Origin of the sequence: Pseudomonas sp. M1 (genome assembly GCF_022760135.1) — a bacterium.
GTDB classification, from domain to species: Bacteria; Pseudomonadota; Gammaproteobacteria; order Pseudomonadales; family Pseudomonadaceae; genus Pseudomonas; species Pseudomonas citronellolis.
Genome location: NZ_CP094343.1, coordinates 1,347,202 through 1,369,513 on the forward strand (window position 1 = coordinate 1,347,202; position 22,312 = coordinate 1,369,513).

General features: G+C 62.6%; 20 protein-coding genes and 1 pseudogene. 14 read left to right on the forward strand and 7 right to left on the reverse strand.

The features are described from left to right. Nucleotides 1-31 precede the first annotated feature (31 nt). Nucleotides 32-2,068 (forward strand): ParB/RepB/Spo0J family partition protein, encoded by a 2,037-nt coding sequence (locus PM1_RS06005; protein WP_009616216.1) that lies wholly within the window; start codon nt 32-34, stop codon nt 2,066-2,068. Nucleotides 2,069-2,305: 237 nt separating this feature from the next. Here the strand turns inward: PM1_RS06005 and PM1_RS31295 are convergent, their stop codons facing one another. From PM1_RS31295 to PM1_RS06020, 3 genes are all read right to left on the reverse strand, one after another. After that, nucleotides 2,306-2,575, reverse strand: coding sequence for a DUF7740 domain-containing protein (locus tag PM1_RS31295; RefSeq protein WP_446731347.1), 270 nt, complete (start codon nt 2,573-2,575; stop codon nt 2,306-2,308). Nucleotides 2,576-2,811: 236 nt separating this feature from the next. Further along, nucleotides 2,812-4,956, reverse strand: coding sequence for a DEAD/DEAH box helicase (locus PM1_RS06015; RefSeq protein WP_009616217.1), 2,145 nt, complete (start codon nt 4,954-4,956; stop codon nt 2,812-2,814). After that, nucleotides 4,956-6,620 (reverse strand): HamA C-terminal domain-containing protein, encoded by a 1,665-nt coding sequence (locus tag PM1_RS06020; protein ID WP_342394084.1) that lies wholly within the window; start codon nt 6,618-6,620, stop codon nt 4,956-4,958. Before PM1_RS06020 ends, PM1_RS06015 begins: the two co-directional genes overlap by 1 nt. Nucleotides 6,621-7,612: 992 nt before the next feature. Between PM1_RS06020 and PM1_RS06025 the strand changes: the two genes are divergently transcribed. Continuing rightward, entirely contained in the window at nt 7,613-7,924 is a 312-nt protein-coding gene (locus PM1_RS06025; RefSeq protein ID WP_009616221.1) for a DUF736 domain-containing protein, read from the forward strand. A 47-nt stretch (nt 7,925-7,971) separates the two neighbouring features. On the opposite strand, the gene PM1_RS06030 is transcribed toward PM1_RS06025, so the two are convergent. Continuing rightward, a complete protein-coding gene (locus PM1_RS06030; protein WP_009616223.1) occupies nt 7,972-8,262 on the reverse strand; it encodes a helix-turn-helix domain-containing protein in 291 nt (96 codons plus the stop codon). A gap of 316 nt (nt 8,263-8,578) precedes the next feature. Here PM1_RS06030 and PM1_RS06035 point away from each other — a divergent pair, with 316 nt between their 5' ends. From PM1_RS06035 to PM1_RS06090, 12 genes are all read left to right on the forward strand, one after another. Beyond that, entirely contained in the window at nt 8,579-8,929 is a 351-nt protein-coding gene (locus tag PM1_RS06035) for a DUF2958 domain-containing protein (protein WP_024128488.1), read from the forward strand. Nucleotides 8,930-9,270: 341 nt separating this feature from the next. After that, entirely contained in the window at nt 9,271-10,068 is a 798-nt protein-coding gene (locus PM1_RS06040; RefSeq protein WP_009616227.1) for a DUF2285 domain-containing protein, read from the forward strand. 99 nt (nt 10,069-10,167) lie between these two features. Beyond that, the gene (locus tag PM1_RS06045) at nt 10,168-10,449 is read left to right on the forward strand and encodes a helix-turn-helix transcriptional regulator (protein ID WP_043300118.1); all 282 of its coding nucleotides are present in this window, start codon (nt 10,168-10,170) and stop codon (nt 10,447-10,449) included. A 26-nt stretch (nt 10,450-10,475) separates the two neighbouring features. Continuing rightward, nucleotides 10,476-11,309 (forward strand): replication initiator protein A, encoded by an 834-nt coding sequence (locus tag PM1_RS06050; RefSeq protein WP_009616230.1) that lies wholly within the window; start codon nt 10,476-10,478, stop codon nt 11,307-11,309. Between the two features lie 241 nt (nt 11,310-11,550). Continuing rightward, nucleotides 11,551-12,189, forward strand: coding sequence for a ParA family partition ATPase (parA, locus tag PM1_RS06055; protein WP_009616231.1), 639 nt, complete (start codon nt 11,551-11,553; stop codon nt 12,187-12,189). Beyond that, complete coding sequence (locus PM1_RS06060) at nt 12,186-12,437, forward strand: hypothetical protein (RefSeq protein WP_009616232.1); 252 nt, start codon at nt 12,186-12,188, stop codon at nt 12,435-12,437. The genes parA and PM1_RS06060 overlap by 4 nt, the downstream gene beginning before the upstream one ends. Beyond that, nucleotides 12,434-12,967: a DUF2840 domain-containing protein gene (locus PM1_RS06065; RefSeq protein ID WP_009616233.1), complete on the forward strand. Its 534-nt coding sequence runs from the start codon at nt 12,434-12,436 to the stop codon at nt 12,965-12,967. Before PM1_RS06060 ends, PM1_RS06065 begins: the two co-directional genes overlap by 4 nt. Beyond that, nucleotides 12,964-13,551 carry a S26 family signal peptidase gene (locus PM1_RS06070; protein ID WP_009616237.1) on the forward strand — a complete coding sequence of 196 codons (588 nt, stop codon included), beginning with the start codon at nt 12,964-12,966 and terminating at the stop codon, nt 13,549-13,551. The genes PM1_RS06065 and PM1_RS06070 overlap by 4 nt, the downstream gene beginning before the upstream one ends. A gap of 435 nt (nt 13,552-13,986) precedes the next feature. Beyond that, nucleotides 13,987-15,966, forward strand: a complete 1,980-nt coding sequence (locus tag PM1_RS06075; RefSeq protein ID WP_009616240.1) for a relaxase/mobilization nuclease and DUF3363 domain-containing protein — start codon at nt 13,987-13,989, stop codon at nt 15,964-15,966. A 150-nt stretch (nt 15,967-16,116) separates the two neighbouring features. After that, nucleotides 16,117-17,253: an acyl-CoA dehydrogenase family protein gene (locus PM1_RS06080; protein ID WP_024128489.1), complete on the forward strand. Its 1,137-nt coding sequence runs from the start codon at nt 16,117-16,119 to the stop codon at nt 17,251-17,253. 24 nt (nt 17,254-17,277) lie between these two features. Next, nucleotides 17,278-18,498 (forward strand): acyl-CoA dehydrogenase family protein, encoded by a 1,221-nt coding sequence (locus PM1_RS06085; protein ID WP_009616244.1) that lies wholly within the window; start codon nt 17,278-17,280, stop codon nt 18,496-18,498. 10 nt (nt 18,499-18,508) lie between these two features. Then, nucleotides 18,509-19,699, forward strand: a complete 1,191-nt coding sequence (locus tag PM1_RS06090) for an acetyl-CoA C-acyltransferase (protein WP_009616246.1) — start codon at nt 18,509-18,511, stop codon at nt 19,697-19,699. 66 nt (nt 19,700-19,765) lie between these two features. Here PM1_RS06090 and PM1_RS31300 read toward each other — a convergent pair whose 3' ends face one another. From PM1_RS31300 to PM1_RS06100, 3 genes and pseudogenes are all read right to left on the reverse strand, one after another. Further along, nucleotides 19,766-20,629: a methyl-accepting chemotaxis protein gene (locus PM1_RS31300; RefSeq protein WP_409077363.1), complete on the reverse strand. Its 864-nt coding sequence runs from the start codon at nt 20,627-20,629 to the stop codon at nt 19,766-19,768. Continuing rightward, nucleotides 20,624-21,241: pseudogene (locus PM1_RS31305) on the reverse strand (HAMP domain-containing protein); the annotation flags it as partial. The pseudogene PM1_RS31305 and the gene PM1_RS31300, both read right to left, overlap by 6 nt. A gap of 97 nt (nt 21,242-21,338) precedes the next feature. Beyond that, nucleotides 21,339-22,013: an OmpW/AlkL family protein gene (locus PM1_RS06100; RefSeq protein WP_009616249.1), complete on the reverse strand. Its 675-nt coding sequence runs from the start codon at nt 22,011-22,013 to the stop codon at nt 21,339-21,341. Nucleotides 22,014-22,312 lie beyond the last annotated feature (299 nt).

A 22,312-nucleotide genomic window follows, 5' to 3' on the forward strand; every position in this document is an offset into this window, starting at 1 on the left:
CTGTTGTTATCCCATGAATGGAGCTATCACCATGAACGCCATCATCCACACCGAAGCCGTCACCCTGTCCACCCTGGAAGCGGCCGACCCGACCAAGAACCTGCTGTTGCTTTCGCTGGCGCAACTGCTGCCGCGCCGTTCCAAGCGTAATGCCCGCACCACGCCGCGCCTGTCCATCGACGAGTTGGCCGCGAGCATTTCCCGCATCGGCCTGCTGCAAAACCTTGTCGTCATCCTCGCTGCCGATGGCAAGCATTACGAGGTGGTGGCCGGCGATCGCCGCCTGACCTCCTTGAAGCTGCTGGCGAAGAAAAAGCGCATCGCCGCCGATTTCGAGGTGCCGTGCCTGCTGGTGCCCGACGCCTCGGCCCGCACCGTCAGCCTCGCGGAGAACCTGTTGCGCGAGCAGATGCACCCGGCCGACCAGTTCGAGGCCTTCGCCGCGCTGGTCAAGGAAGGCCGCCCCGTCGAGGATATCGCCGCCGACTTCGGCGTCACCCCGCTGGTGGTGCAACGCCGCTTGAGGCTGGCGAACGTCTCGCCACGCCTGATGGCGGATTACCGGGCCGGAAGCGTCACTCTGGAGCAATTGATGGCTTTGACCATCACCGACGACCACGCTGCGCAGGAAGCCGCGTTCTACAGTGCGCCGGACTGGCAGCGTGGCGCTGCGGCGCTGCGGGCGCGCCTGACGGAGCGCGAAATCGATGTGCGCCATCCGCTGGTGGGCTTCGTCGGGCTGGAGGCCTACACGGCGGCCGGCGGCGGCATCCGCCGCGACCTGTTTGCCGACGACGACAGCGGCACCTACCTCACAGATGCCGCGCTGCTGGAGACGCTGGTGCGCGGTAAGCTGGAGGCGCTGGCCGAGGGCGTGCGTGCTGAGGGTTGGGCCTGGGTGGAAGCCGTGCCGCAGTTCAGCTATGCGGATCGGCAGGCTTTCCAGAGCGCGCCGCGCACCCGCCGCGAACCGTCCGCCCGCGAGGCGCGCCGCATCGCTTCGCTGCAATCCCGGCTGGAAAAGGTCGATGCCGAGCTGGAGGACGCCTACGACGCCGAGGACGCAGACACGGTGCCGACGCTGGAGCAGCGGCGCGAACAGGTGGCCGCCGAGTTGCACGCCGTTGCCGAGTCCTTGCAGGGCTACACCACGGAAGTTCTGAGCGTGGCCGGTGCCGTGGTCGCCATCGACCGCAGTGGCGAGGCGGTGATCCATCGCGGGCTGTTGCGCGAGGCCGAGGCCAACGCGCTGCGCACCCTGGAACGGCTACGCCTGGGCATCGGTGACAACCATGGCACGAGCGACGAAGTAGGCGAGGGCGGCGAGCCGCCCAGGGCGGCGAGTCTGTCCGACCGGCTGGCGCAGCGCTTGAGCGCTCATCGCACGGCGGCGCTGCAGATCGAAGTAGCCAGGCACCCCCAGGTTGCGCTGGCGGCCTTGGTGCATGGGATGGTGCAAACCGCCCTGCGGGACGATTACCACGGCGACAGCATGCCGCTCGGTGTGCGCCTGATCGTGCGGGACCGACTCGACAGCCTTGCCCCGGACTGGCCGGAGTCGCCCGCTACCGTGGCGCTGCATGAGCTGCGTCAGGCCTGGGGCGAGAAGATGCCGCAGGACGGCACCGCGCTGTTCGCCGCGCTGCTGGCGATGCCCCAGGACGAGTTGGTACGGCTGCTCGCGGTGTGCGTGGCGGTGACCGTCGATGTGGTCACGCCCCGCGCTGCCCAGCACCAACCCGGAGCCGAGCTGGCGCAGGCCGTGGGGCTGGACATGGGCGCATGGTGGAAGCCGACCGCCGAGGGCTACTTCAAGCACGTCGCCAAGGCGGTGATCCTGGAGGCGGTGGGCGAGTTCGCGCCGAAGCAGGTCAACCAGCTGGCCAAACTCAAGAAAACTGACATCGCCAGCGAGGCTGAACGGTTGGTCGAAGGCACTGGCTGGATGCCGGCCGTGTTCACAACAGGGCAAGGTACGGCGGAGGCGCAGACTGTCCGGGAAGTGGCGGAGGAGTCGGAGCCGACAGAGGCTGACGACGAGGTACACAGTCACACGTTGGCCGCCTGACGCCCTCGGCGCTCCGGCAAGGAAGCCGGGACTCTGCTCACGAGCGGAGTTTCCCCGATGAGCGACCAGACCATCTGAGGCGGGCTGTTACTCTGGTCTGCCAAGACCCGCCGGCGGCCCCGGCGCGCTGCGCCGGGGTCGCCTCAAATCGGGCGTGGCAGTTCTGCCGCGCCCGGTTTTATCCAAGGGCAGGCAACAGCGCCGAAGCCAACAATCGCCTGGTGATTCTGGGGGGCGCTAATCCAGATCCAGATGCTGAGCGATGTGCTCGACGAGCTTCAGAGGCTCGCGACTGTTTACGACAGTGAACATGAGGTCGCGTTTGCTGCGGGATAGGCGCTGGGAGCAACGCTTGGCGGTGGCTTGCACCGCTGCGTCCGTGCCATGAATCTTGGCAGCGAGCAGTAGCGCTATCGTCGCATCAGTGAGGTTCACAGGCGTCTCATTGAGCTGGGGGAAGGGTGCCCGCATTCTACGGCAGCCATATTTTGATACGAAAGGATTCATCGTCCTGGGTTTCTAAGGCATGACATCAATGTCCAGGAGGTTGCGGAGTCCGGATACTGGGTGGTGTGCAAGGTGCCTTACCCTGGACGCGACAAGGCACATGTACTGCCGCTTTTGACCTGAGGCCGCCGTTGAGAAAGGCAGCAACCGGCCAAGAGCAGTCATTTACGATGGTATCCGCACGCCATCTATTTCAATTTCTTCCCGGCCTTATGCTGTTCGAATCCATGGGTGGCTCACATATCCTCTATCGCCCACTTGACGATGCTTTTCTCAAACCGACTCAGGTGTGAGTATTCCAGTCGTGGTGCCCATTGCTTAAGCTTTTCCATTAGCTGGGTCATGCCCTCGGCGGGCAGTATGGCGCTTTTGAACTTCGTCGAAATCTGCGTGGGAATCCCGTACTCGTCCAGCGCAGTGAGAAGAGGGTCGTTGAACAGGTTTTCAAGCTGCTCAGCCAAGAAGCCGAAATCACCCGGTTCAATACCTATTCGGGTGAAAACGTCAGCTTGAATTTTACTCAATGCCATGATGTCGCGTGGAAGGCGGTACGAGATCACGTTCCGAATAAACTTTAGGCGTTGGCCAATCGACTCGCTTGGAGTGCGATCTGTGGGGTCTTCATCAATAGCTTGTTGGAGGTAGGCCTGGAAATCCTTCTGTGCCCTGAGCGCATTGATGTGCCACGCCAGTTGCAGGCCGGAGTGGATACTGAATTCCTGCAGTTTATGTGGGAGGTGATCGTAGATGAGGGTGCAGAGGTATTCGAGTTGCTTCTGCTCGGGATTTCCTTTCCAGGTCAGCCATATGTGGCTGATTGCGAGCTCACGACGAATCCTGTCAGCCACTTCAATTTGACGGTCTACCGGGATATGCCGGTTCTCGATCAGCGTTGAGGAGGACAGTTGCGGTGTTGAATAGACGACTTCCAAACGCTGCCTGGATTGGTCGGTCAAATACTCTGGTTCCAACTTCATCAACAGTCCCATGGGGGAGGTGCTGTCCTGCAAACCGATCGGGTACTCGACGGTGAGGTTTTCCTCCTCGGGCGGCTCCTCCAGCATGAACACCTTGCCAATGAAATACTGGTTCATGCGACCAGCACGGCCGGAAATGTTCTTAAAGGTGAAGAAGTCAAAGGTGTTCTTGTTGATTCGCCGATCGTAGATGATGACGTTCTCAGCCGAGGTGTTAACGCCTTCGATCATCGTGGACGTGCAGATGATGTAGCGGATGGTTCTCTCGTTGAACAGCTTCACAAAGTACTGTTGAATCGCTCGGGGTACGCCGCCGTGGTGAATGCCGATTCCCAGAGAAATGGCTTTGGCCACATTCCAGTCAGGATGGTAGTTGCTGGAAATCCAGTCCGATACGTCCTTGGTCTCGGGAAGCGAAGGAAAATTACCTCTATCAATCAAAAGCTGTGCGACCCGGTTCGCGCTCGCAGGCGACTGGCAGTAGATCAGCGTAGGGGAGGTGAGTTGCTCGCACAGCTCCAGCAGCTTTTCCTTGCGCTCGTCACCACGGGTGCGCAGGTTAAAGTAGGTTACGTCCACTGCCACCGTCGAGAAGTTCGAGGGGATAAAATTGTATTCATACCCATCCAGACCTTGGATGTTATGGATGTGCGGGCCCAGCAGATAAAACTGGGCACCTAGGTTCGCTAGTTTGTGAAAGGCGAGGCTGAGGTCAACGGAGCGGTTCTTTTCTTCAGAGTCACTGGCAAGATCAAGCTTGTAGAACTCGTCAATGACGAAGAAATCGACGTCGTTCAAATCATCGCGCTGCAGCACCCGTTCCTGAGTCAGGAGGTAGACGTTGATGAGGCCAGTCTTCGCCTCCTGGCTCGGGTGAGTGATGACATTGCAGACCGATCGGAAGCGCTTCACCAGCCGGCGACGCGTTTCGTCAATCAGCGCGATGGTTGGTACGATCACCACCACTTTGCGGAATTTGCCTTGCGCCAGCACCGCATCAATGACAAGGCTCTTGCCGACACTTGTCGACGCGCTGAGCACGACGTTGCGCCCTTGCATAAGTAGGTGAAACACATTTGCCTGAAGCCGGTGGAAGACCAGGCCTTTCTCCACGCCCTCGACCCGGTGGATTTCATAGGCTAGGCGGTCTGCGGCGGACACTTGCTCGACGTGCTCTGTGATGTAGGGGAACAGACCAACAGTGCGAACCAGGCTGAGTAAAAGCGACTGTTCTATTTCGTCCAAGAACGCGAATTTATCTAGGAGACGGATCACCAGATCGCGACCCTCCCACTCAGGTTTCCCCCTGTTCACGATCTGGGTCACGCCTGCAAGAAGTCCAGTCTTGTCGCTATCTTTGCCGCCGAGCGATTCCAGCTGCTGTTTGATGATCTCGTATTTCACTAGCTAACAGCCTTGCACAGGGAGTTGAATTTCTGGACAAGCTGTCGAATGCTTTCCATTGGTACCAGAAACACGACCACCCGAACCTGTTGGATCTTCGAAGGCAAGGTGCTGAGTAAGGTCTTGTAATGCTGCGTCACTTCAGTTTTCAGGTTCGCCACGTAGTCAGCGAGAAAGCCGCCGGCCAACACTTCACTGTCGTATGCCAACAGGACTGGAAAGCAAAGCACCTTCAGCATGTCCTGGGTCGGTGCATTTTTGTGTAGCGCCTTGTTGAACGCCTCGGCGTTTGGTCGATGATGTTGAGGCTCGCGCAGGGTCACGATGATCTCGCGCTCTTCGGTCAACGCGGCTCTGGAAATCGTCGCGTCCAACACATTGCAAATATCTTTCAGCGTCTGATCCATCGTGCCGGTATAGATCATTCGCGATATTCCCAGCCAAAGCTGGTCTACCTCACCCTCGGATTGGACTACGTGGGCGTTGCCGAACTCGGAAAGTTTGCCGTTGACGGTGTAAAACGCTTTGCATGCGATCGGTTCGCTGTTTTCTCGGTGACGCAGTATGGCGTGGAGAATCAGCTCGGCGATCAAGCGGTCGCGAGAGCCAGGCGTTTGATCCAGCATGCTGATGGATTTCGCGAGCGCACTTGAGAGCTGGTGTATCTGGAAATTGGCAATCTCGCTGGCACGTAAACAAAATTCGGGAAGCCATTGCACGAGATGCTCCGCAAACTGATCGCTGCGCCACTCCTCAAAATCGTACTCCACGTCGAAGCCAGAAATGGAGCGAAGCAGCCCCGTCTCGGTGGCTGAATGAAACTCCACGAGAAACGGATCAGGTTTTGATTTGTAAGGTTTAGCGAAGGCGTTGGCTTGCTTGGACGCCGAGTCCAGCAGCGCTTTCAATCGGGCCAATGCATCGGCACGCAGGATAATTTTGTCCTGTGGTGCTATTTTGACATCGGCAGTTGCTGCGTCATCTGCCCAGCCGAGAAAATTCGCGTAGATTTCTTTCAACTGGCGGTGGGAGGGGTTCTCCCCATAAAACTCAATCACTTCGGAAAGCAGGCGCAGGTTAATAGATTCAAGAGCGTTGACCTTGCCACATACCTGCCAAACGAAGTGGTCGGCCCAGTACGACAGGTTCCGGCCCATGGCCGAAATCGACTTGGGAAAACGTTTGGCCAGCTTGATGCCCTGAGCCGTTGCCCCGTCCGGGGTGACACGCTTGTCCAGCTCCTGGGTGAAGTCCTCCAGTACCTTCGCGACATCACGTTTGGAGACGATCCGAAAACAGGCTGGCCCCGGCCTTACGTCGCATTTGAGCGACTTTTGGATCAGAGAGCTATCGGGTTTCCTGTTCTCCAGTTGGGTGCTTTCCTTCAGGTTCCACTTCCCATCCTTCTCGGTGGTTTTGACCTGGATGTATTCATTGATAGTGCTACCTGCTGACTGCTTCACCGCGACGATGTCGTCGGCGGTCTCGCATTCGATCTGCACGTAGCTGCTGTCGGCTAGCATTTTCAATATGAAGCTTACGGCAACGTGATCCTGATATTTGAACCCTTGCCGAGCCGCTGGCCCACCTTTGTTTGATGGGCGGGGAGTAGTAACCATGACTTCCTTGTACCTGTGAAAATGACTGATGCAGGTCGTTCCCATGGTGCTCAGGCTGCGAGGTGCATCACTAGATGGCGTAAAGCTACCATCATCAATATTTGTGCGACCACATTATTGGATCAACATCTACGTGCCTAACCCTTGAACCAGGGCGGGCCGGAAGGCCACTGTATCGGCGGTGCTCCTACTGTAATTCTGGCAACGCTTCTGCTCGGCTTCTTCCACTAGCTGCAGTTGAGCAAACTCAGTAGGAAGCAGCCTGCAATGGCTGCTTTTGGCCGGTTTCTGCCGATTACGCTTGAAAAATAATGATTAGAGCGGCGCAACCCGTCGTCATCGCGATGCAAATTTTTCATGGGGGTGAATGCATTTTGCACCCCCTGTTACCGTCTTCTGCCAGGCGATAACGGGGTGGCGCACCAGTACCTGGTGCGCCATGGCAATCGGCGCCTGCTGACGCGGGTGGGCTTTCGATGGCAGCCACCGCAACGGGCGGGGCGCGATGGGGCTACGCTCCGGCTTGCTGCGACAGGTTGTGCATGCGCGTACCGTCCTCGACTCTGACGGTTGCTAGGTCCAGGTCACGAAGGACGGGCCACGGACATGCCGCACGGCCTCGCTGTGGCGCGTCCAGTCCACGCCTCAAGCCTGTTGCCGCAGAGCGCGGCAAGGGCATTCTCGCTAGTCGTCGGGGTGTTGGCCCTGCCCGCGTCATGGTGCCGGCTGGTGAAGCCGTCGCGCGGGGATGCTGAGTCGCCCTGTCTCCTTCCGGGGAGGTTCGGCCCGGTGCGTCCTTGGCTTGTCGTGAATCCTGGCGGTGGCACGGCTGCGCCTCGGGCCTCATGGACGCAACCGTCCGGCGCAAACAATTTCCCCTCCGCTGCGCGGATTCCTCGCCCACAAATTCTGTGCGCCTCCCGGTCCTCCACGCCGTTACGGCCTCTGTGCGGTGCGGCCAGCCCGTCCACCACCGGACGGATCACAACAAGGACGCGATGGGCGCGACCTTGGTTACCCCGCAAGGAGAAATCATCATGGCCAACATCGGCACCTTCACCGCTCAGAACGACGGCTTCACCGGCACAGTCCGCACCCTGACGCTCAACGTCAAGGTCAAGTTCGTCCTCAACGACAGGAGCAGCGAGAACGCCCCCGACTACCGCATCCAGGCGGCCGGCGGCTACGACATCGGCGCGGCCTGGAAGAAAGTCAGCCAGGCCGAGCGGACCTATCTGTCCGTGACCCTCGACGACCCTTCGTTCCCGGCGACGATCTACGCCCGGCTGATCGAGGAAGAGGACGGTACGCACAACCTGATTTGGTCGCGCAGCAAGTCGGCGGCCTGACGGCCATCTCGTCGCCCCGCCCGTTGTGGCGGGGCGCTGTTTCGGGACTACGCCCTGGACGCGGCGAGCTGGCTTTCCGTCGCAGCCATCAGCTCCGCCGTACTGCAATCGAGCGCGCTAGCGATTTTGAAGATGATCGCCAGCGTGGGCATGTGCTCGCCACGCTCGACCTTGCCCATGTGCGAGCGTTCGACGCCGGCCAGGTTCGCCAGTGACTCCTGCGCGATGCCGCGCTCCATGCGCAGCGCGCGCACCGCCGTGCCGAAGGCTTGAGCCAGCTCGGCATCGAAGGTGGTGGAGCCGGCCGGTCGGCCGGGCTGGACGGATCGCTTCTGCATGGACAGAAGCGTCCGATCGAGGGAAAATCAAAACCACGTTATCTTTAACTCATTTTGGAGATTCCCGCCGCTTTCGTGCTTTTACTGAAACCCGTACCGGCAGATTTGATCAGAACCGTAGAGGCGCATCCGTGTCTTTCCTGACTTGCGTAATGCCGATTCCACGCCTTGACGCTTTTACGGATTCGCCGGCATGCGCATCCGTGCCTCTGAACGAATGCACGAATCCGCATCGGTGGATTGGCGAATCCGTGCGAAAGCCCTTCTGTGCATCCACGCCTGCAAGTAGGGCATGGGCGCATTCCTGCGTGCGGCCATGACCCTGTCACTCATCACCGAGACGGAGCGAGAGCAGTTGCTGGCGAACGGACGTGCCCGGGCGGCGGGCCAGGCCATCGATCCGTTGCCGGTGGTGCGCCTGTTCACCCCCGACGCGCACGTGACCTGGCTTCTGGCTTCGCTCGATGCGGCCGACGAGGACACGGCCTATGGTCTGTGCGACCTGGGCATCGGTATGCCCGCGCTGGGCACTGTGAAACTCTCCGAACTAGCCTCTATCGTCGGCCCGCTCAAGAGTCCGGTCATGCGCGACCTGTACTTCCGGGCGACACGCACATTGTCGGAATACACACGGCTGGCGCAGCTCAACGGCTCGATCATGGACTGACCGATCCGGTCTATCCCGCCCAGGTTGTCCAGGCGCGCACTGTGATCGACCCAATCCGAGTCCAGACCGCCCCGGTCTTAATCGGCACTATTGCACTCAGGCGTTACAAGCCTGACCCAATCGGTCACGATGGCCCCCGCTCAAGGCTGCAGGATATGCCTGGCGCCGCACCATTGATGGGCGGCGGCTCTGTCGCATTCGGACGATCCGCGTAACGCTTCGGAGTCAATCGGTCTTGATGCTGTCGTTTGACGTGTTTCCACATAGTGCTGTGTCGAGGAGGCGCTGACCTCGCGTTGCGAACCCGTGGCGACGGACCCTGTGCAAAGGGAGGTTGCCCCATGGCCGATCACGACGCCGAACAGTGGTATCCCACCGCCGCTTACCTCTACGTACTGCACCTGGATAACCTCGGCCTGGCCTGGGAGTACTTGCGCCGGAACCCGGAGTACCGCCGCGACTGGCGGGATCGTCCGCGCCGACCCGAAGTGGCGCAACGTTGGGGACTGCGCCTGCTGGAAGACCCGAGCCTGGACGCGCGTGACGCGCATCCGGCCTGGTTTCCCGACCACCCGGAACTGATCCAGCTGTATCCCGATGTCGATCCCATGCCCGACTCCGTGGCATTCGACTTCTGGCGCATTCCTGGCAGCAAAGCCCTGGTCCATGATGGCCGGCGCCTGCTGCTGACGACACGCTGGCCAGGCTGCAGCCTACGGCTGACCGTTGCGCCCGGCCTGGAGCAGGGCAGGGCCTATGTCCACGCCGTCCGGGCCTGCGCCAGGCCCTGCGCACGCTTTCGCGCCATCGCGGCCGAGCTGGACAGGCTGGCTGTTGCTGCCGATGCCGCGCCGCTCGCGGCGGCCCGCTGCCGACCCAGCCCGGCCGCACTGCTGGAGCTGCACACCCTCCAGGCGCTCGACGCCACCCTGGCGGGGGCGTCCTTGCGCGAGGTGGCCGCGGGGCTGTTCGGCCCGGCGGCAGTTGCCGACAGCTGGCACGCCGATGGTGGCCTGCGCTCGAAGGTGCGTCGCCTGGTGCGACGCGGCCGGACACTGATGCACGACGGCTATCGCCGCCTGGCACAGCTCGACGCGTGCGGGGAGGGCCGTTCTACGCCGCCTGCAAAACGACCCTGAGCAGGCCTCCACGCCTTTCTGAGACTGCCTCCATCCGGCTGCGCTGGTGTGGCCGGGCTGTCCTGAACGATGGAGGCTCACCCCATGCGACCCGCTCCCGTGCGACCTGCTGCCGCCCACGCCAAGTCCCTGCAACCCGCCACCACTGCCCAGCCGCAGCGCTACCTGACCAACGACGAGGCGGCCACCTACCTGCGCCTGTCGCCGCGCACGCTGGAGAAGCAGCGCGTGATCGGCGGCGGCCCGCGATTTCGCAAGTTCGGCCGGCGTGTCATGTACGCCGTCGCCGATCTCGATGCCTGGGCCGACCAGCACAGCTTCGAGGCCACCTCCGATCCCGAATACGCCGAGCAGCACTCGGCCGACAGCCGTGCGCGCTGATCGGCGGCTCGCCGGAGGCCATCGCCATGTCCAGCTCGGCTCCGGAGCGGGAACAGCTCGACCTGTTCCGCGCCTTGCCGGGCGACATGGCGCCGCGCGACAGCCAGGACCTGATGGCCTACCCGTTCTTCTCGTTGGCCAAGTCGCGGCGCACCGCGCCGATCGATTTCCAGTCCGGCGGTGTCACCGTACGCGTGGAGGGCACACGGGAACATGGCATCGCCACGATCTGGGATGCCGACGTGCTGATCTGGGCGGCCAGCCAGATCGTCGCGGCGCGCGACGTGGGCCTGCACCCGTCGCGCCTGATGCGCGCCACGCCCTACGAGATCCTGCGCTTCATCGGGCGCGGGGTGTCGCTGCGCGACTACCAGCGCCTCAAGGCCGCTCTGGATCGCCTGCAGTCGACCACGGTGGCCACCTCCATCCGCGAGACCAGCGGTCGGCGCCTGCACCGTTTTTCCTGGATCAACGAGTGGAAGGAGCTGGCCGACGCCCGTGGCACCCCGCAGGGCATCGAGCTGATCCTGCCGGACTGGTTCTACGCGGGCGTGCTGGACGCAGCCCTGGTGCTGACCATCGACCCGGCGTATTTCCGGCTCACCGGCGGCATCGAGCGCTGGCTGTACCGACTGGTGCGCAAGCATGGCGGCAAGCAGCCGGACGGTTGGCAGTTCGACTTCCGTCACCTGCACCGCAAGTCGGGCAGCACGGCCAGGCTCTGCGATTTCGCTTGCGACCTGCGTGCCCTGGCGGCGCGTCAGTCGCTGCCCGGCTACGTGCTAGGCATCGAGCGTATACCGGAAGCCAACGTGGAGCTGCTGACGTTCCGGCCCGTGTCGCCCACGGCACGGGGATAAGCGCGGTAAAACCTGTGAATGGGCTCGTGCTATCAGGCGTACGGGGTATCGTGCTATCAGGCGTATCACTATCGTGCTATCGGGCGTACGAAATCCTCTGCAGGCCAGAGCCTGCGCGGGCTCCAGCCTCCCTTAACTTCTCTAACTTAAAAGCTCTAACTTTTTGTAGAGGCGCGCCGTTTCGGTGGGCAACCGCGAAACGGCACGGTCAGGCCGGCTTTCCAGCAGGGAGGGCCGCGCCATGATCATCGCCTTGCTCAACCAGAAAGGCGGTGTCGGCAAGACCACGCTCGCCACCCACATCGCCGGCGAACTGGCGCTGCGCGGTGCGCAGGTCATCCTGCTGGATGCCGACCCACAGGGTTCATCGCTGGACTGGACGCAACGGCGTGCCCAGCAGGGTTTGCCCAGGTTGTTCAGCGCCGTGGGCCTCGCCCGCGAAACCCTGCACCAGGAAGCGCCTGAACTGGCCCGTCGCGCCGATCACGTGATCATCGACGGGCCACCGCGCATCGCCGCCCTGGCGCGCTCCGCGCTGCTGGCGGCCGAGCGCGTATTGATCCCGGTGCAGCCCAGCCCCTACGACCTGTGGGCCAGCGCCGAGATGGTCGCGCTGATCCGCGAGGCGCAGGTGTTCCGGCCGCAACTGGCGGCGGCCTTCGTCATCAATCGGCGCGTCAGCACCACCATCATTGGTCGCGAGGCGCGCCAGGCATTGGCTGACCAATCACTGCCGGCGCTGCGCGCGGAGGTGCGCCAGCGCATCGTCTTTGCCGACAGCGTGGCCGCCGGGAGACTCGCTCGCGAGACGGCACCGGACAGCCCCGCCGCGCGGGAGATCACTGCGCTGGTCGACGAACTGCTGCGGTGGACGGCATGACCCGCGAGCGCGGCAAACGCACGGCCATCGGCGCCCGCCCGCCGGCAAATCCGCACGCCGAGGCGTGGGTGCGCCAGGGTGATGCTGGCGGCCTGCAGAAAGGTGATCTCTACACCGCACGCCTGACCCTCGACATCACGCCCGCCATGCGCGCCCGCATCAAGGTCTCGGCGTTCACCCAGGGGGTAACGGTCGCCGATCTGCTGCGCGCGCTGCTGGAGCGCGAGTTCCCGGAGAAGTCCCCATGAACGCACAGCTTTCGGAGACCACGCCTGCGCCGCCGCCATCGCTCGCGGTGCTCGCCGGCCAGACCGACGCCACGCCGCTGACCCGCGTTTCGCTCGCCTATGTGGAGCAGCGCATCAAGCTCTACCTGCGTTTTGGCGAGCCGGTACGCATCACTCGCCTGGATCACTGGCGACGTGTCGCGGTGTTCCTGCCGGGTGCCGTCTTTTGCCGTATCCGCTGGCAGGCCAACGACTACGGCACGATCCGTTGGCAGCTCATGGTGATGCAGGCGTGCACGCCTCTGGACACCATGCAGCGCATCCCCGGCGTGCTGCCTGGCGCGCGCCTGCTGCTGCATACGGAAGGCGATAACACGGTGCGCGCCGTGCTCGAGCGCATCGACGCCATCGAGGCGCTGGGCATCGCCCCCGTCGCCGCATCGCCGGCGTACTGGCGCACGCTGGGTAACCGGCTCGCGGCACGCTCGCCGCTGCCCGGCTACACCGCCGAGCGGCACGCCGCCTGGCTCGCCGGGAGGTCATTGTCATGACCATCGTTTCCACGACAAGCCCCGCACCGCGTCCTCGCTCGCGCCTGCGCGCTCGCATCGTCCTTGCGGGGCTGTCCTCCGTAGGCCTTGTCGCGTTGGCCTGGGCGTCCTTTGTGCAGCCGCTGCCGCGTCTGGTCTACAACCCGTCCGACAGCGTTCCGGTCGGTTGGTATCGCGTCGAACCGCTTCAGCCCCGGGCCGGCTCGCTGCCTCGTCCGTTGTCCGTGGGCAGCATCGTCCTGGTCCAGTTGCCTGCCGACGCTACCGCACTCGCTGCGCAGCGCGGCTACCTGCCGGCGCATATCCCGCTGCTCAAGCGCTTGGGCGCGGTTGCGCCGCAACACGTCTGCATCGTCGCCGGCCAGGTACGTATCGACGGCGTGCCGGTGGCCACCGCGTTGCCTGCCGATCGCCTGGGCCGGCCGCTGCCATCCTGGCGGCATTGCCGACCGCTGATCGAGGGCGAGTTGTTCCTGCTGAGCGTGACCAACCCGGCGTCGTTCGACAGCCGCTACTTCGGGCCGGTCAGCACATCCGCCGTGATCGGCGTCGCGCGCCCGATCTGGTCGGAGACACATCCATGATGGCAGCCGACTCGCTGCGCTCCGGCGTGCCTCCAGCCTGTCGTTTCGGCGGTCACTGCCGTTTCGCCGCGCCTGCCATGTGTGCGCATTCGTGTCGCGCTTCGCACAACCTTCGGCGCATCTATCCAGCGTGCAGGTGTCTTGCCTCGAACGCGCACGGCCGATGGCCGTCACCGCGTTCGCCGGCGTGCGGGCTGCGAGCAGCGCCGCGCTGCCGGGCCGTCGAGGCCTGGAGCGTAAGCGACAGGCAAAAGCGGAAGGCAAGACAAAAGGGGGCGGCACCTGCTCGCCCGCAATACCAGTCTGCACGTGGGGGCGGAGCGGCACGGCGCGGCTTCACCACCGTGCTGTGTGCGACGCGCAACACGCGCCGATGCCGGCATACCCGTGTGCTTCACACGCCAGGACACGCCCTGGCTCGACGAGGGAACAGCCATGACCGACCGGCGTGACGACGATTTCCGCATTCGGCCCAACGCCCCGAAGAACCGGGGCAAGGGCTTTGTCTCCAAGGTGCTCAAGCAGGTCGGCAAGGCCGGTGGCAAGTCGGCTGTGCGGCGCCCATCACTGGCCGGTGGCAAGGGACAGCACGCCGGTCAGCGGCCCGGCTCACGCCTGGGGCGTGGGCACACGGCGGCGCGCTTCGCGGGCACCTCACTTACGCCATTCTCGCGCCGGGTGACCATCAAGACCCTACTGGTCAACCAGCGCCAGGCCAGCCCGCGGTCGCTGGCCAAGCACCTGCGCTACATCGAGCGCGACGGCGCCGGCCGCGACGGCGAACCGGGCCGCGCTTATGGGGCGCAGGCGGACGAGGCCGACCTTGGTGCATTCAAGGAGCGCTGTCAGGACGACCGGCACCATTTCCGCTTCATCGTCGCGCCAGAGGATGGCGCCGAGCTGGATGACCTGCGCACCTACACACGACATCTGATGGGGCGCATGGAGGCCGACCTGGGCACGCGTCTGGACTGGGTGGCGGTGGATCACTGGAACACCGATAACCCGCACACCCACATCGTTCTGCGCGGGCGCGACGACACCGGCAAGGATCTCATCATCGCTGGCGATTACATCGCCCACGGCTTCCGCCACCGGGCCGCCGAACTGGCCACCGAGTGGCTGGGGCCACGCACCGAGCTGGAGATCCAGCGGACCTTGCAGCGCGAAGTGGAGCAGGAGCGGTGGACGAGCCTGGATCGCACGCTACGACGCGAGGCTGGCGACGATGGCCAGGTGTATGTCGAACGTCTCAATGAACCCCGCCTGCAACGCCAGCGCCTGCTGCTGATCGGCCGCCTGCAACGCTTGCAGCACATGGGCCTGGCCGACGAGACACAGCCTGGAGCCTGGGCCATCCATGCCAATGCTGAAAAGACCTTGCGCGCCCTGGGTGAGCGTGGGGACATCATCCGCACCCTGCAGCGGGCCATGAGTGGCCAGCGGCGCGAGCTGGCGGTGTTCGAGCCGGGGGAGGAGGGACGCGCCGTGATCGGCCGGGTGGCCGCCAAGGGACTGGCCGACGAGCTGCGCGACCGGGGCTATCTGGTCATCGACGGTATTGACGGCAAGGCTCATTACGTCGCGCTCAACGCCCGCGACGAACTGGCGAACTACCCCTCAGGATCGGTGGTGGAGGTGCGCGGCTCGGCCGAGATACGCGCGGCCGACCGCACCATTGTCGCGCTGGCGAGCGATGGCCTGTATCGCACCGACCATCACCTGGCGGTTGCTCAGGGTCAAGCAAAGGCTGGCCGCAATCCGCAGGAGGTCGTGGCGACTCACGTCCGCCGCCTGGAAGCCCTGCGTCGTGCAGGTATCGTGGAGCGTGTGGCTGAAGGGCTGTGGAAAGTGCCGGACGATTTGCCCGAGCGTGGCCGCCAGTACGACGCGCAGCGCCTAGGGGGAGTTGCTGTGGAGCTGAAATCGCACCTGCCGATTGAACTGCAGGCCCGCGTCATTGGCGCCACTTGGCTCGACCAGCAACTGATCGGCGCTGGGCGAGGGATGGGTGAGCTCGGATTTGCCGGTGAGGTGAGACAGGCCATGCGGCAGCGCGCCGATTTCCTGGTCGAGCAGGGGCTGGCCGAGAGGCAAGGCCAGCGTGTGATCCTGGCGCGCAACCTGCTGGCGACGTTGCGCAACCGGGAACTGGCCCGGGTCGCTCGGGAGATCGCCGCCGAAACTGGGTTAGAGCACCGACCAGTGCTTGATGGCCAGCGCGTGACGGGCATCTACCGGCGTAGCGTCATGCTCGCCAGTGGACGTTATGCCGTGCTCGATGATGGTAAGGGATTCAGCCTGGTGCCGTGGAGGCCGGTCATCGAGCAGCGGCTGGGGCAACAGCTCGCCGCGACCGTTCGGGGTGGAGGAGTGTCCTGGGAAATAGGGCGGTCGCGAGGTGTCGACATATAAAAGGCCTTGTGCGACCACACGTCGCGCTCACGTTTAGTAGAGCCGTAGCCCTGGATGGAGCGAATCCATACCCATGATTAAGTATGGGCCTTGGTGATCTACCACTCTCTAGCATTGATTCGTCATCGAGCATGCTGGGGAACTGTGTAAATGTTACTGAGTGATGAGCAGCAAATGATCCAGGACTCCTTGCGCGCATTTGCGCAGGAGCAGCTGGCGCCTCACGCCGAAGCCTGGGAACGACAGAAGGTTTTTCCTTATCAGGCGCTACGTGGACTGGCCGAGCTTGGTGCGTTCGGGATTACCGTACCGAGCCAATGGGGCGGTGCCGGGATGGACTATCGCAGCTTGGTCTTGGCAATCGAGGAAATTGCAGTTGGCGATCCTGCCACCTCCACCATCATCAGTGTCCACAACTCTCTAGCTTGCTCGATCATTCAGCGTTACGGCAGTGACGAGCAGAGGGAACGCTTCCTGCGTCCGCTGGCGTCTGGTGACTGGTTAGGCTGCTTTTGTCTGACCGAGCCCCATGCTGGCTCCGATGCCGCGTCGTTGCATACCCGTGCGGTGCGTGACGGTGATTCCTGGATATTGAACGGCGTGAAGCAGTTCGTCACCAGTGGCAGCACGGCGCAACTGGCGCTTGTGTTTGCTGTGACAGACAAAGCTGCCGGCAAGAAAGGCATCAGTTGCTTTGTGGTGCCAACTTCTACCCCTGGCTACCAGGTGGCGCGCCTGGAAGAAAAAATGGGCCAGCATGCCTCGGATACTGCCCAGATCCTGTTGGAGGACTGCCGAGTAGGAACGGATCACCTGTTGGGTGAGCTTGGGCAGGGGTACTCCATCGCCCTGTCGAATCTTGAGGGAGGGCGTATCGGCATTGCGGCTCAGTGCCTGGGTATGGCCCGTTCTGCGCTCGAGGCCGCTGTTCGCTATGCAGAGGAGCGCACGGCATTCGGCCAGACCTTATCGAAACATCAGGCTGTTGCGTTTCGTCTAGCGGATATGGCGACACGCCTGGAGGTCGCCCGCCAAATGGTCTGGCATGCCGCTGAGTTGCGCGATGCTGGCCAACCCTGCTTGAAAGAGGCCTCCATGGCCAAGCTGTTCGCCTCCGAAATGGTCGAGCAGGTCTGCTCCGATGCCATTCAGATTCATGGTGGATATGGCTATGTCACCGACTTCCCTGTGGAGCGTATCTACCGCGCTGCGCGGGTCACGCAGATCTATGAGGGTGCGAGCGATATTCAGCGACTGCTGATCGCCCGCACCTTACTCAATGCTTAACCAGAACAAAAAACGGAGAGCAAGATGACCTATCCCCGCCGTCGTTCCGAACACCTGTTCAGCGATATTTTCCTGCCCGAGGAAACCCGCACCATTCGTGCCGAGGCCCGAGCGTTCGCCGAGCGAGAGCTGCGTCCAAGAGCCCATGCCCTGAATACAGCGGCTGAGCGCCGTGATGGTTTCCCGCGTGAACTGTTCGAGCTGATGAGTGAGGCCGGGCTGTATGAAATCCCGTTTGCCGCTGATGTTGGCGGGCGCGGTTTGCAGCACCCGACCCTGGCTACTCTGGTTGCAATCGAGGAGCTGGCCTATTACTCGCCAGGTGCCGCTTCGGCGCTGTACGACGGCCAGGCGATCCTGGTGGGGAAAACCCTGGATCGCGCCGGGCCGGCGTTGCGCCAGCGTTATCTGCCGCAACTGATCAAGGGCGGTTTCGTCGGCGCTTTTGCCACCAGTGAGCCGGAAGCAAGCACCGATCTATCCGTCGGTTCCATGCACAGCGTTGCGGAGCGGGTAGAGGGCGGTTGGCGGGTGAATGCACACAAGCGCTGGATTACCAACTCGGTTGCCGCCGATCTGATCCTGCTGCTGTGCCGTACCGGGGATCGACTGACCATGCTGTGCGTGGATATGCACGACCCGGGTGTAACGGTCGGTGAGCCGGACCTCAAGATGGGCAACCATGCGCAACTGACGGCTGATGTGCGTATCGAGAACGTCTTCGTCGCCGATGACCATGTCGTTGGTGACGTGGGGGGTGGTTTGCGTGCTGCGCTCGGGGCGTTGATGCTGGGACGGATGGGCATCGGTGCCATTGGCGTTGGCATGGCCCAGGCCGCAGTGGATTTCGCTGTCGACTACAGCAGCAAACGCAAAGTGTTTGGCCAGGAATTGGCCCGTTTCCAGCACTGGCAATTTGTTTTTGCCGAGCATGCGCTGGGAATCGAAAACGCCCGCAATCTCTACACGAAGGCGGCGTTGCGCTACGACCAGGAGGGGCAGGCCGAGGTAGAGGCGGCCATGGCCAAGATCGCCGGTAGCCGCCTGGCTGTGGAGGTGGCCCGCGACGCCATCCAGGTTTGCGGTGCCTATGGGTTTGTGCGGGAACTGAAGGAAACTGCTACCTACTTCCCGCTGGAGTCGATCTATCGGGATGCCAAGATCGGTGAGATCTATGAGGGTGCCAATGAAGTGCAACGCTGGGTCGTGGCACGTAACCTGTTTGGCCGTGAGCTGATTGGTTGAGGACATGCTGATGAACGATCCGGTTGTAATCGTTTCGGCGGTGCGTACGCCGCTCGGTGCGTTTCAGGGCATGCTCGCCTCCCTCAACTGCACCGATCTGGGGGGCATCGTGCTGCGTGAGGCAGTGCGCCGTGGTGGCTTGAGTGGGGAGCGGGTCGATGAGGTGTTGCTCGGTTGTGTGTTGCCTGCGGGCCTGGGGCAGTCTCCGGCGCGTCAGGCCAGTCTGAAGGCAGGGTTACCGTTGTCGGTAACCTGCGGCCAGGTGAGCAAGGTCTGTGGCTCGGGTATGAAGGCCGTGATGATCGCCCATGACATGCTTCTCGCCGGCAGCAATCGAATAATGCTTGCCGGCGGCATGGAGAGCATGAGCAACGCGCCCTATCTGCTGCCCAAGGTTCGTGGTGGTATGCGCATGGGGCATGGCCAGGTAATCGACCATATGTTTTTCGATGGCCTGGAAGATGCCTATGACGATTCCACGCGCGGCCGTTTGATGGGCACCTTTGCGGAGGAGTGTGCAGACGCTTATGGCTTCACGCGAGAGGAGCAGGACGGCTTTGCCCGCCAATCTCTGGAGCGAGCCCGTGCCGCGGCCGAACGCGGCGAGTTTGCATGGGAAGTGGCTGCCGTGCAGGTGCCGCAAAGGGGCACAGTGGCCCACGTGGCGGAGGATGAGCCGCCGCAAAAGGGCGACCCGGACAAGATCGGTCGCCTCAAACCGGCTTTTCGCAAAGATGGTACGGTCACGGCAGCCAATTCCAGCTCCATAGCCGATGGTGCCGCTGCGCTCTTGCTGATGCGTGCGTCCACCGCTGCGGAGCTGGGCCTACAGCCACTGGCTGTCGTCCGGGGTCATGCCGGGTATGCCCAGCAGCCCGCGTTGTTCACCACAGCCCCGGTGGGGGCGATGCGCAAACTGCTGGGGCAGGTCGGCTGGTCTGCGCAGGAGGTCGATCTGTATGAGATCAACGAAGCCTTTGCCGTTGTTACGCTTGCAGCCATGCGCGAGCTGGACTTGCCCGCCGGCAAGGTCAACGTCAATGGTGGCGCTTGTGCCTTGGGCCATCCGATCGGGGCGTCAGGGGCACGTATTCTAGTGACCCTGCTGGGTGCCTTGAGAGCCCGGGGCTTGCGCAAGGGAGTGGCCAGCTTGTGCATCGGCGGTGGCGAGGCCACGGCAATTGCGCTGGAGCTGTGCTGACCCTGTCTCCCACCTGCCGCTGGCAAAGAACCAGGCCCGGCAACTTGCCGGGCCTTTTCTCCAGTTTCACAACGTGAAGCGGCCGACTACCTGGCGCAGGTGACTGGCCAGCCCGGTCAATGCTTCTCCAGCCCTGGCAGTGATCTGGGCCTGCTCCAGGCTGAGGCTGGTCAGGTCATGGATGCGTAGCAGATTACCGTCGATTTCCCGCGAAACCATGGCCTGCTCTTCCGTGGCGCTGGCGATGGTCATGTTGTTGTCGTTGATTTTCGCCGTAAGCTCCGCAAAGTGTTGCAGGCTGTCATTGGTCTGCGTGGTTCGCGTCAGGGTCTGGTTGGCTTGCTGGGCACTGCTCTGCAGGGCTTGGGTTGTTTGCAGCGTACCTTGCTGGATCAGGCTGACGATCTGCTCGATGTCTTTGGTTGATGCCTGGGTTCGTTGCGCCAGGGCACGCACCTCGTCCGCCACCACCGCAAATCCACGGCCACTGTCACCGGCTCGCGCGGCCTCGATGGCGGCGTTCAGCGCCAGCAGGTTGGTCTGCTCGGCAATATTGCGGATGATCACCAGTGTCTGGCCAATGTCTTCGGCCTTGTGTGCCAGCTCCTCGGACTGTTGGCAGACTCCAAGCACCTGTTGCGCCAGCGTCTGGATATCGGCGACGGTCGCGGACAAACGCTGCTGCCCGTCCGTGGAGGCGCTGACACAATCTCGCGAGTTCTGCGCCGTGGCATTGGCATGCTGAGCGACCTCCTCGACCGAGACGGCCATCTGGTTGATGGCGGTAGCGGTCTGCTCGACCTGCTGGCTCTGCTGCTGCAGGTTGTCCGTGGTGACCTGTGCCGCCTTGCGCATAGCGTCCGCGGCCTGGAGCAGATCGGTGCTGCTGTGCTGAATCTGCGTCAGGGTACTGTGCAGGTTGTCGCGCATGGTCTCCAGCGCCAGGCCAAGTCGCCGGGTTTCATCCGGTCCGTCGATCTCTATCCGGCAGTTGAGCTTGCCGGCGGCGATGGTTTCCGCAACGGCGACTGCCGCCTGCAGGGGCTTGGTGATGCTTCTGATCAGTTGCCAGAGCAGAACCAGGGTAAGCGCCAGCACGGGGGGAATGACCGTCACCACCACATTGCCGACATGATCTTGCACGGCGGCATCGGCTGCGGCCATCCGATGGCTCTGTGCAAGCTGCTGCTGGTTCAGTCGTAGCAAGGCTGCCCGTAAGATGCCATGCGTCCGAGGGTTGGCCAGGTAGCCGAGCAGTGCGTCGTGGATTTCCTGGTATTGTCCGGCGGGCAGTGTGGCCGGCAGTGCATCGAGCAGGTTGCGCAATGCCGTGCTGTCCACTGTGTCGGCATCCAACTGGCCTTGCATTTCATTCAGCCAGGCTTGCTGTGGCAGCCATGTGTTTTGCAGCAGTTGATTGGTGGTGCGGATCTTGGCCAGGTTCGCCAGGGCAAACACGCCGAGGAACACCACCAGAATGAGGATCATGCTCAGGCAGAGTACCAGGCGCTGAGAGATCTTCGTTTTCGTCCAGTACGGCATGATTGCTTGCTCCTTCTCGACACGCCATTGGCTGAAATAGCCAATGCGAGATGGCGGTCAGGCACCGATAGCGCCACGCTATCGGTGCTTTGCGGGGTCAGAAGTAGAACACCACGCCAGCGGTATAGACGGTGGGGTCGAGGACAATGTCAGCCTTGACCGGAATGCCGCCCATGGCTGGAGGAGCGTTACCCGTGGCCTCGGCTTCCAGGTAGAAGCGCTTGACGTCGAAGAACAGGCCCATGTTGTCGCTGCTGCGATATTCGAAGCCGCCCTGCAGGACCAGGCCATTGACGTCGTCGACATTCAGATTGCTGACGGCTTTGTCTTTGGAGTCCAGGACAAGCATGTAGGACCATCCGGCCCCAAGGTAGGGTTGGAACTTGCCGAAATTGGTAAAGCGGTACTGCGCAGTCAAGGCAGCCGGGCCATAGGTGATGCTGCCCAGTTTGCCCAGTCCTTTCAGCGAGCCGCCCGCTTTCAGTTCGGTGGTTGGTGGATAACCCACGGTCAGGCCAACGGCCCAGTTTTCGGTGAAGCTGTAGCCGATCTCGGCAGCCAGGGTGAGGTTGTCTTTAACATCGGCGCTGGCACCGGGGATTTCACCCCCGAGCATGGGGGCCTTCAGCGTGACGTCGTTCTTGAAGTCGACGAAGGCAGGGCCGGTTCGCAGCCACCAATGTCCCTCTTCGGCATTCGCCTGTGTGGCGCCTAACAGCAGAGCTGCGGCGGTGAGCGCTGAAAGACGAGCCGGTCGGGTGAGTTTTTTCATGATAGTGATCGCTCTTGTTGTTGTTCTGGTGCACTCCATGAGTCGCTGAACGAGGGAGTGGTGGAGCTGATCCTAGGGAAACGACAGGCGCTTGAATGGGTTCAAACGAACTAATTTGCACAAGGCGTTGACGGTGCAGGGAGGCTTCCTGGGCAGGTTATTTCATCGCTACGCATCTTGACTGATTGGCTTCAGAATCATTTTCACGGGGTTTCCCGGCGATTCTTGGCCAGGCGGATTGGGAGGCAGATTAGTCCTAAAGAACGCCGCGGCTTCCAACATCACGCCATAGGCTTTGT

Bases quoted from the DNA above. Each gene is read 5' to 3' on its own strand.
- PM1_RS06005 (WP_009616216.1), top strand. From the start codon at position 32: ATGAACGCCATCATCCACACCGAAGCCGTCACCCTGTCCACCCTGGAA.
- PM1_RS31300 (WP_409077363.1), bottom strand. From the start codon at position 20,629: ATGCGCGACAACCTGCACAGTACCCTGACGCAGATTCAGCACAGCAGC.
- PM1_RS06035 (WP_024128488.1), top strand. From the start codon at position 8,579: ATGACCCTGTCACTCATCACCGAGACGGAGCGAGAGCAGTTGCTGGCG.
- PM1_RS06025 (WP_009616221.1), top strand. From the start codon at position 7,613: ATGGCCAACATCGGCACCTTCACCGCTCAGAACGACGGCTTCACCGGC.
- PM1_RS06080 (WP_024128489.1), top strand. From the start codon at position 16,117: ATGTTACTGAGTGATGAGCAGCAAATGATCCAGGACTCCTTGCGCGCA.
- PM1_RS06020 (WP_342394084.1), bottom strand. From the start codon at position 6,620: ATGGGAACGACCTGCATCAGTCATTTTCACAGGTACAAGGAAGTCATG.
- PM1_RS06040 (WP_009616227.1), top strand. From the start codon at position 9,271: ATGGCCGATCACGACGCCGAACAGTGGTATCCCACCGCCGCTTACCTC.
- PM1_RS06065 (WP_009616233.1), top strand. From the start codon at position 12,434: ATGAACGCACAGCTTTCGGAGACCACGCCTGCGCCGCCGCCATCGCTC.
- PM1_RS06090 (WP_009616246.1), top strand. From the start codon at position 18,509: ATGAACGATCCGGTTGTAATCGTTTCGGCGGTGCGTACGCCGCTCGGT.
- parA (WP_009616231.1), top strand. From the start codon at position 11,551: ATGATCATCGCCTTGCTCAACCAGAAAGGCGGTGTCGGCAAGACCACG.
- PM1_RS06030 (WP_009616223.1), bottom strand. From the start codon at position 8,262: ATGCAGAAGCGATCCGTCCAGCCCGGCCGACCGGCCGGCTCCACCACC.
- PM1_RS06060 (WP_009616232.1), top strand. From the start codon at position 12,186: ATGACCCGCGAGCGCGGCAAACGCACGGCCATCGGCGCCCGCCCGCCG.
- PM1_RS06070 (WP_009616237.1), top strand. From the start codon at position 12,964: ATGACCATCGTTTCCACGACAAGCCCCGCACCGCGTCCTCGCTCGCGC.
- PM1_RS06075 (WP_009616240.1), top strand. From the start codon at position 13,987: ATGACCGACCGGCGTGACGACGATTTCCGCATTCGGCCCAACGCCCCG.
- PM1_RS31295 (WP_446731347.1), bottom strand. From the start codon at position 2,575: ATGAATCCTTTCGTATCAAAATATGGCTGCCGTAGAATGCGGGCACCC.
- PM1_RS06050 (WP_009616230.1), top strand. From the start codon at position 10,476: ATGTCCAGCTCGGCTCCGGAGCGGGAACAGCTCGACCTGTTCCGCGCC.
- PM1_RS06085 (WP_009616244.1), top strand. From the start codon at position 17,278: ATGACCTATCCCCGCCGTCGTTCCGAACACCTGTTCAGCGATATTTTC.
- PM1_RS06100 (WP_009616249.1), bottom strand. From the start codon at position 22,013: ATGAAAAAACTCACCCGACCGGCTCGTCTTTCAGCGCTCACCGCCGCA.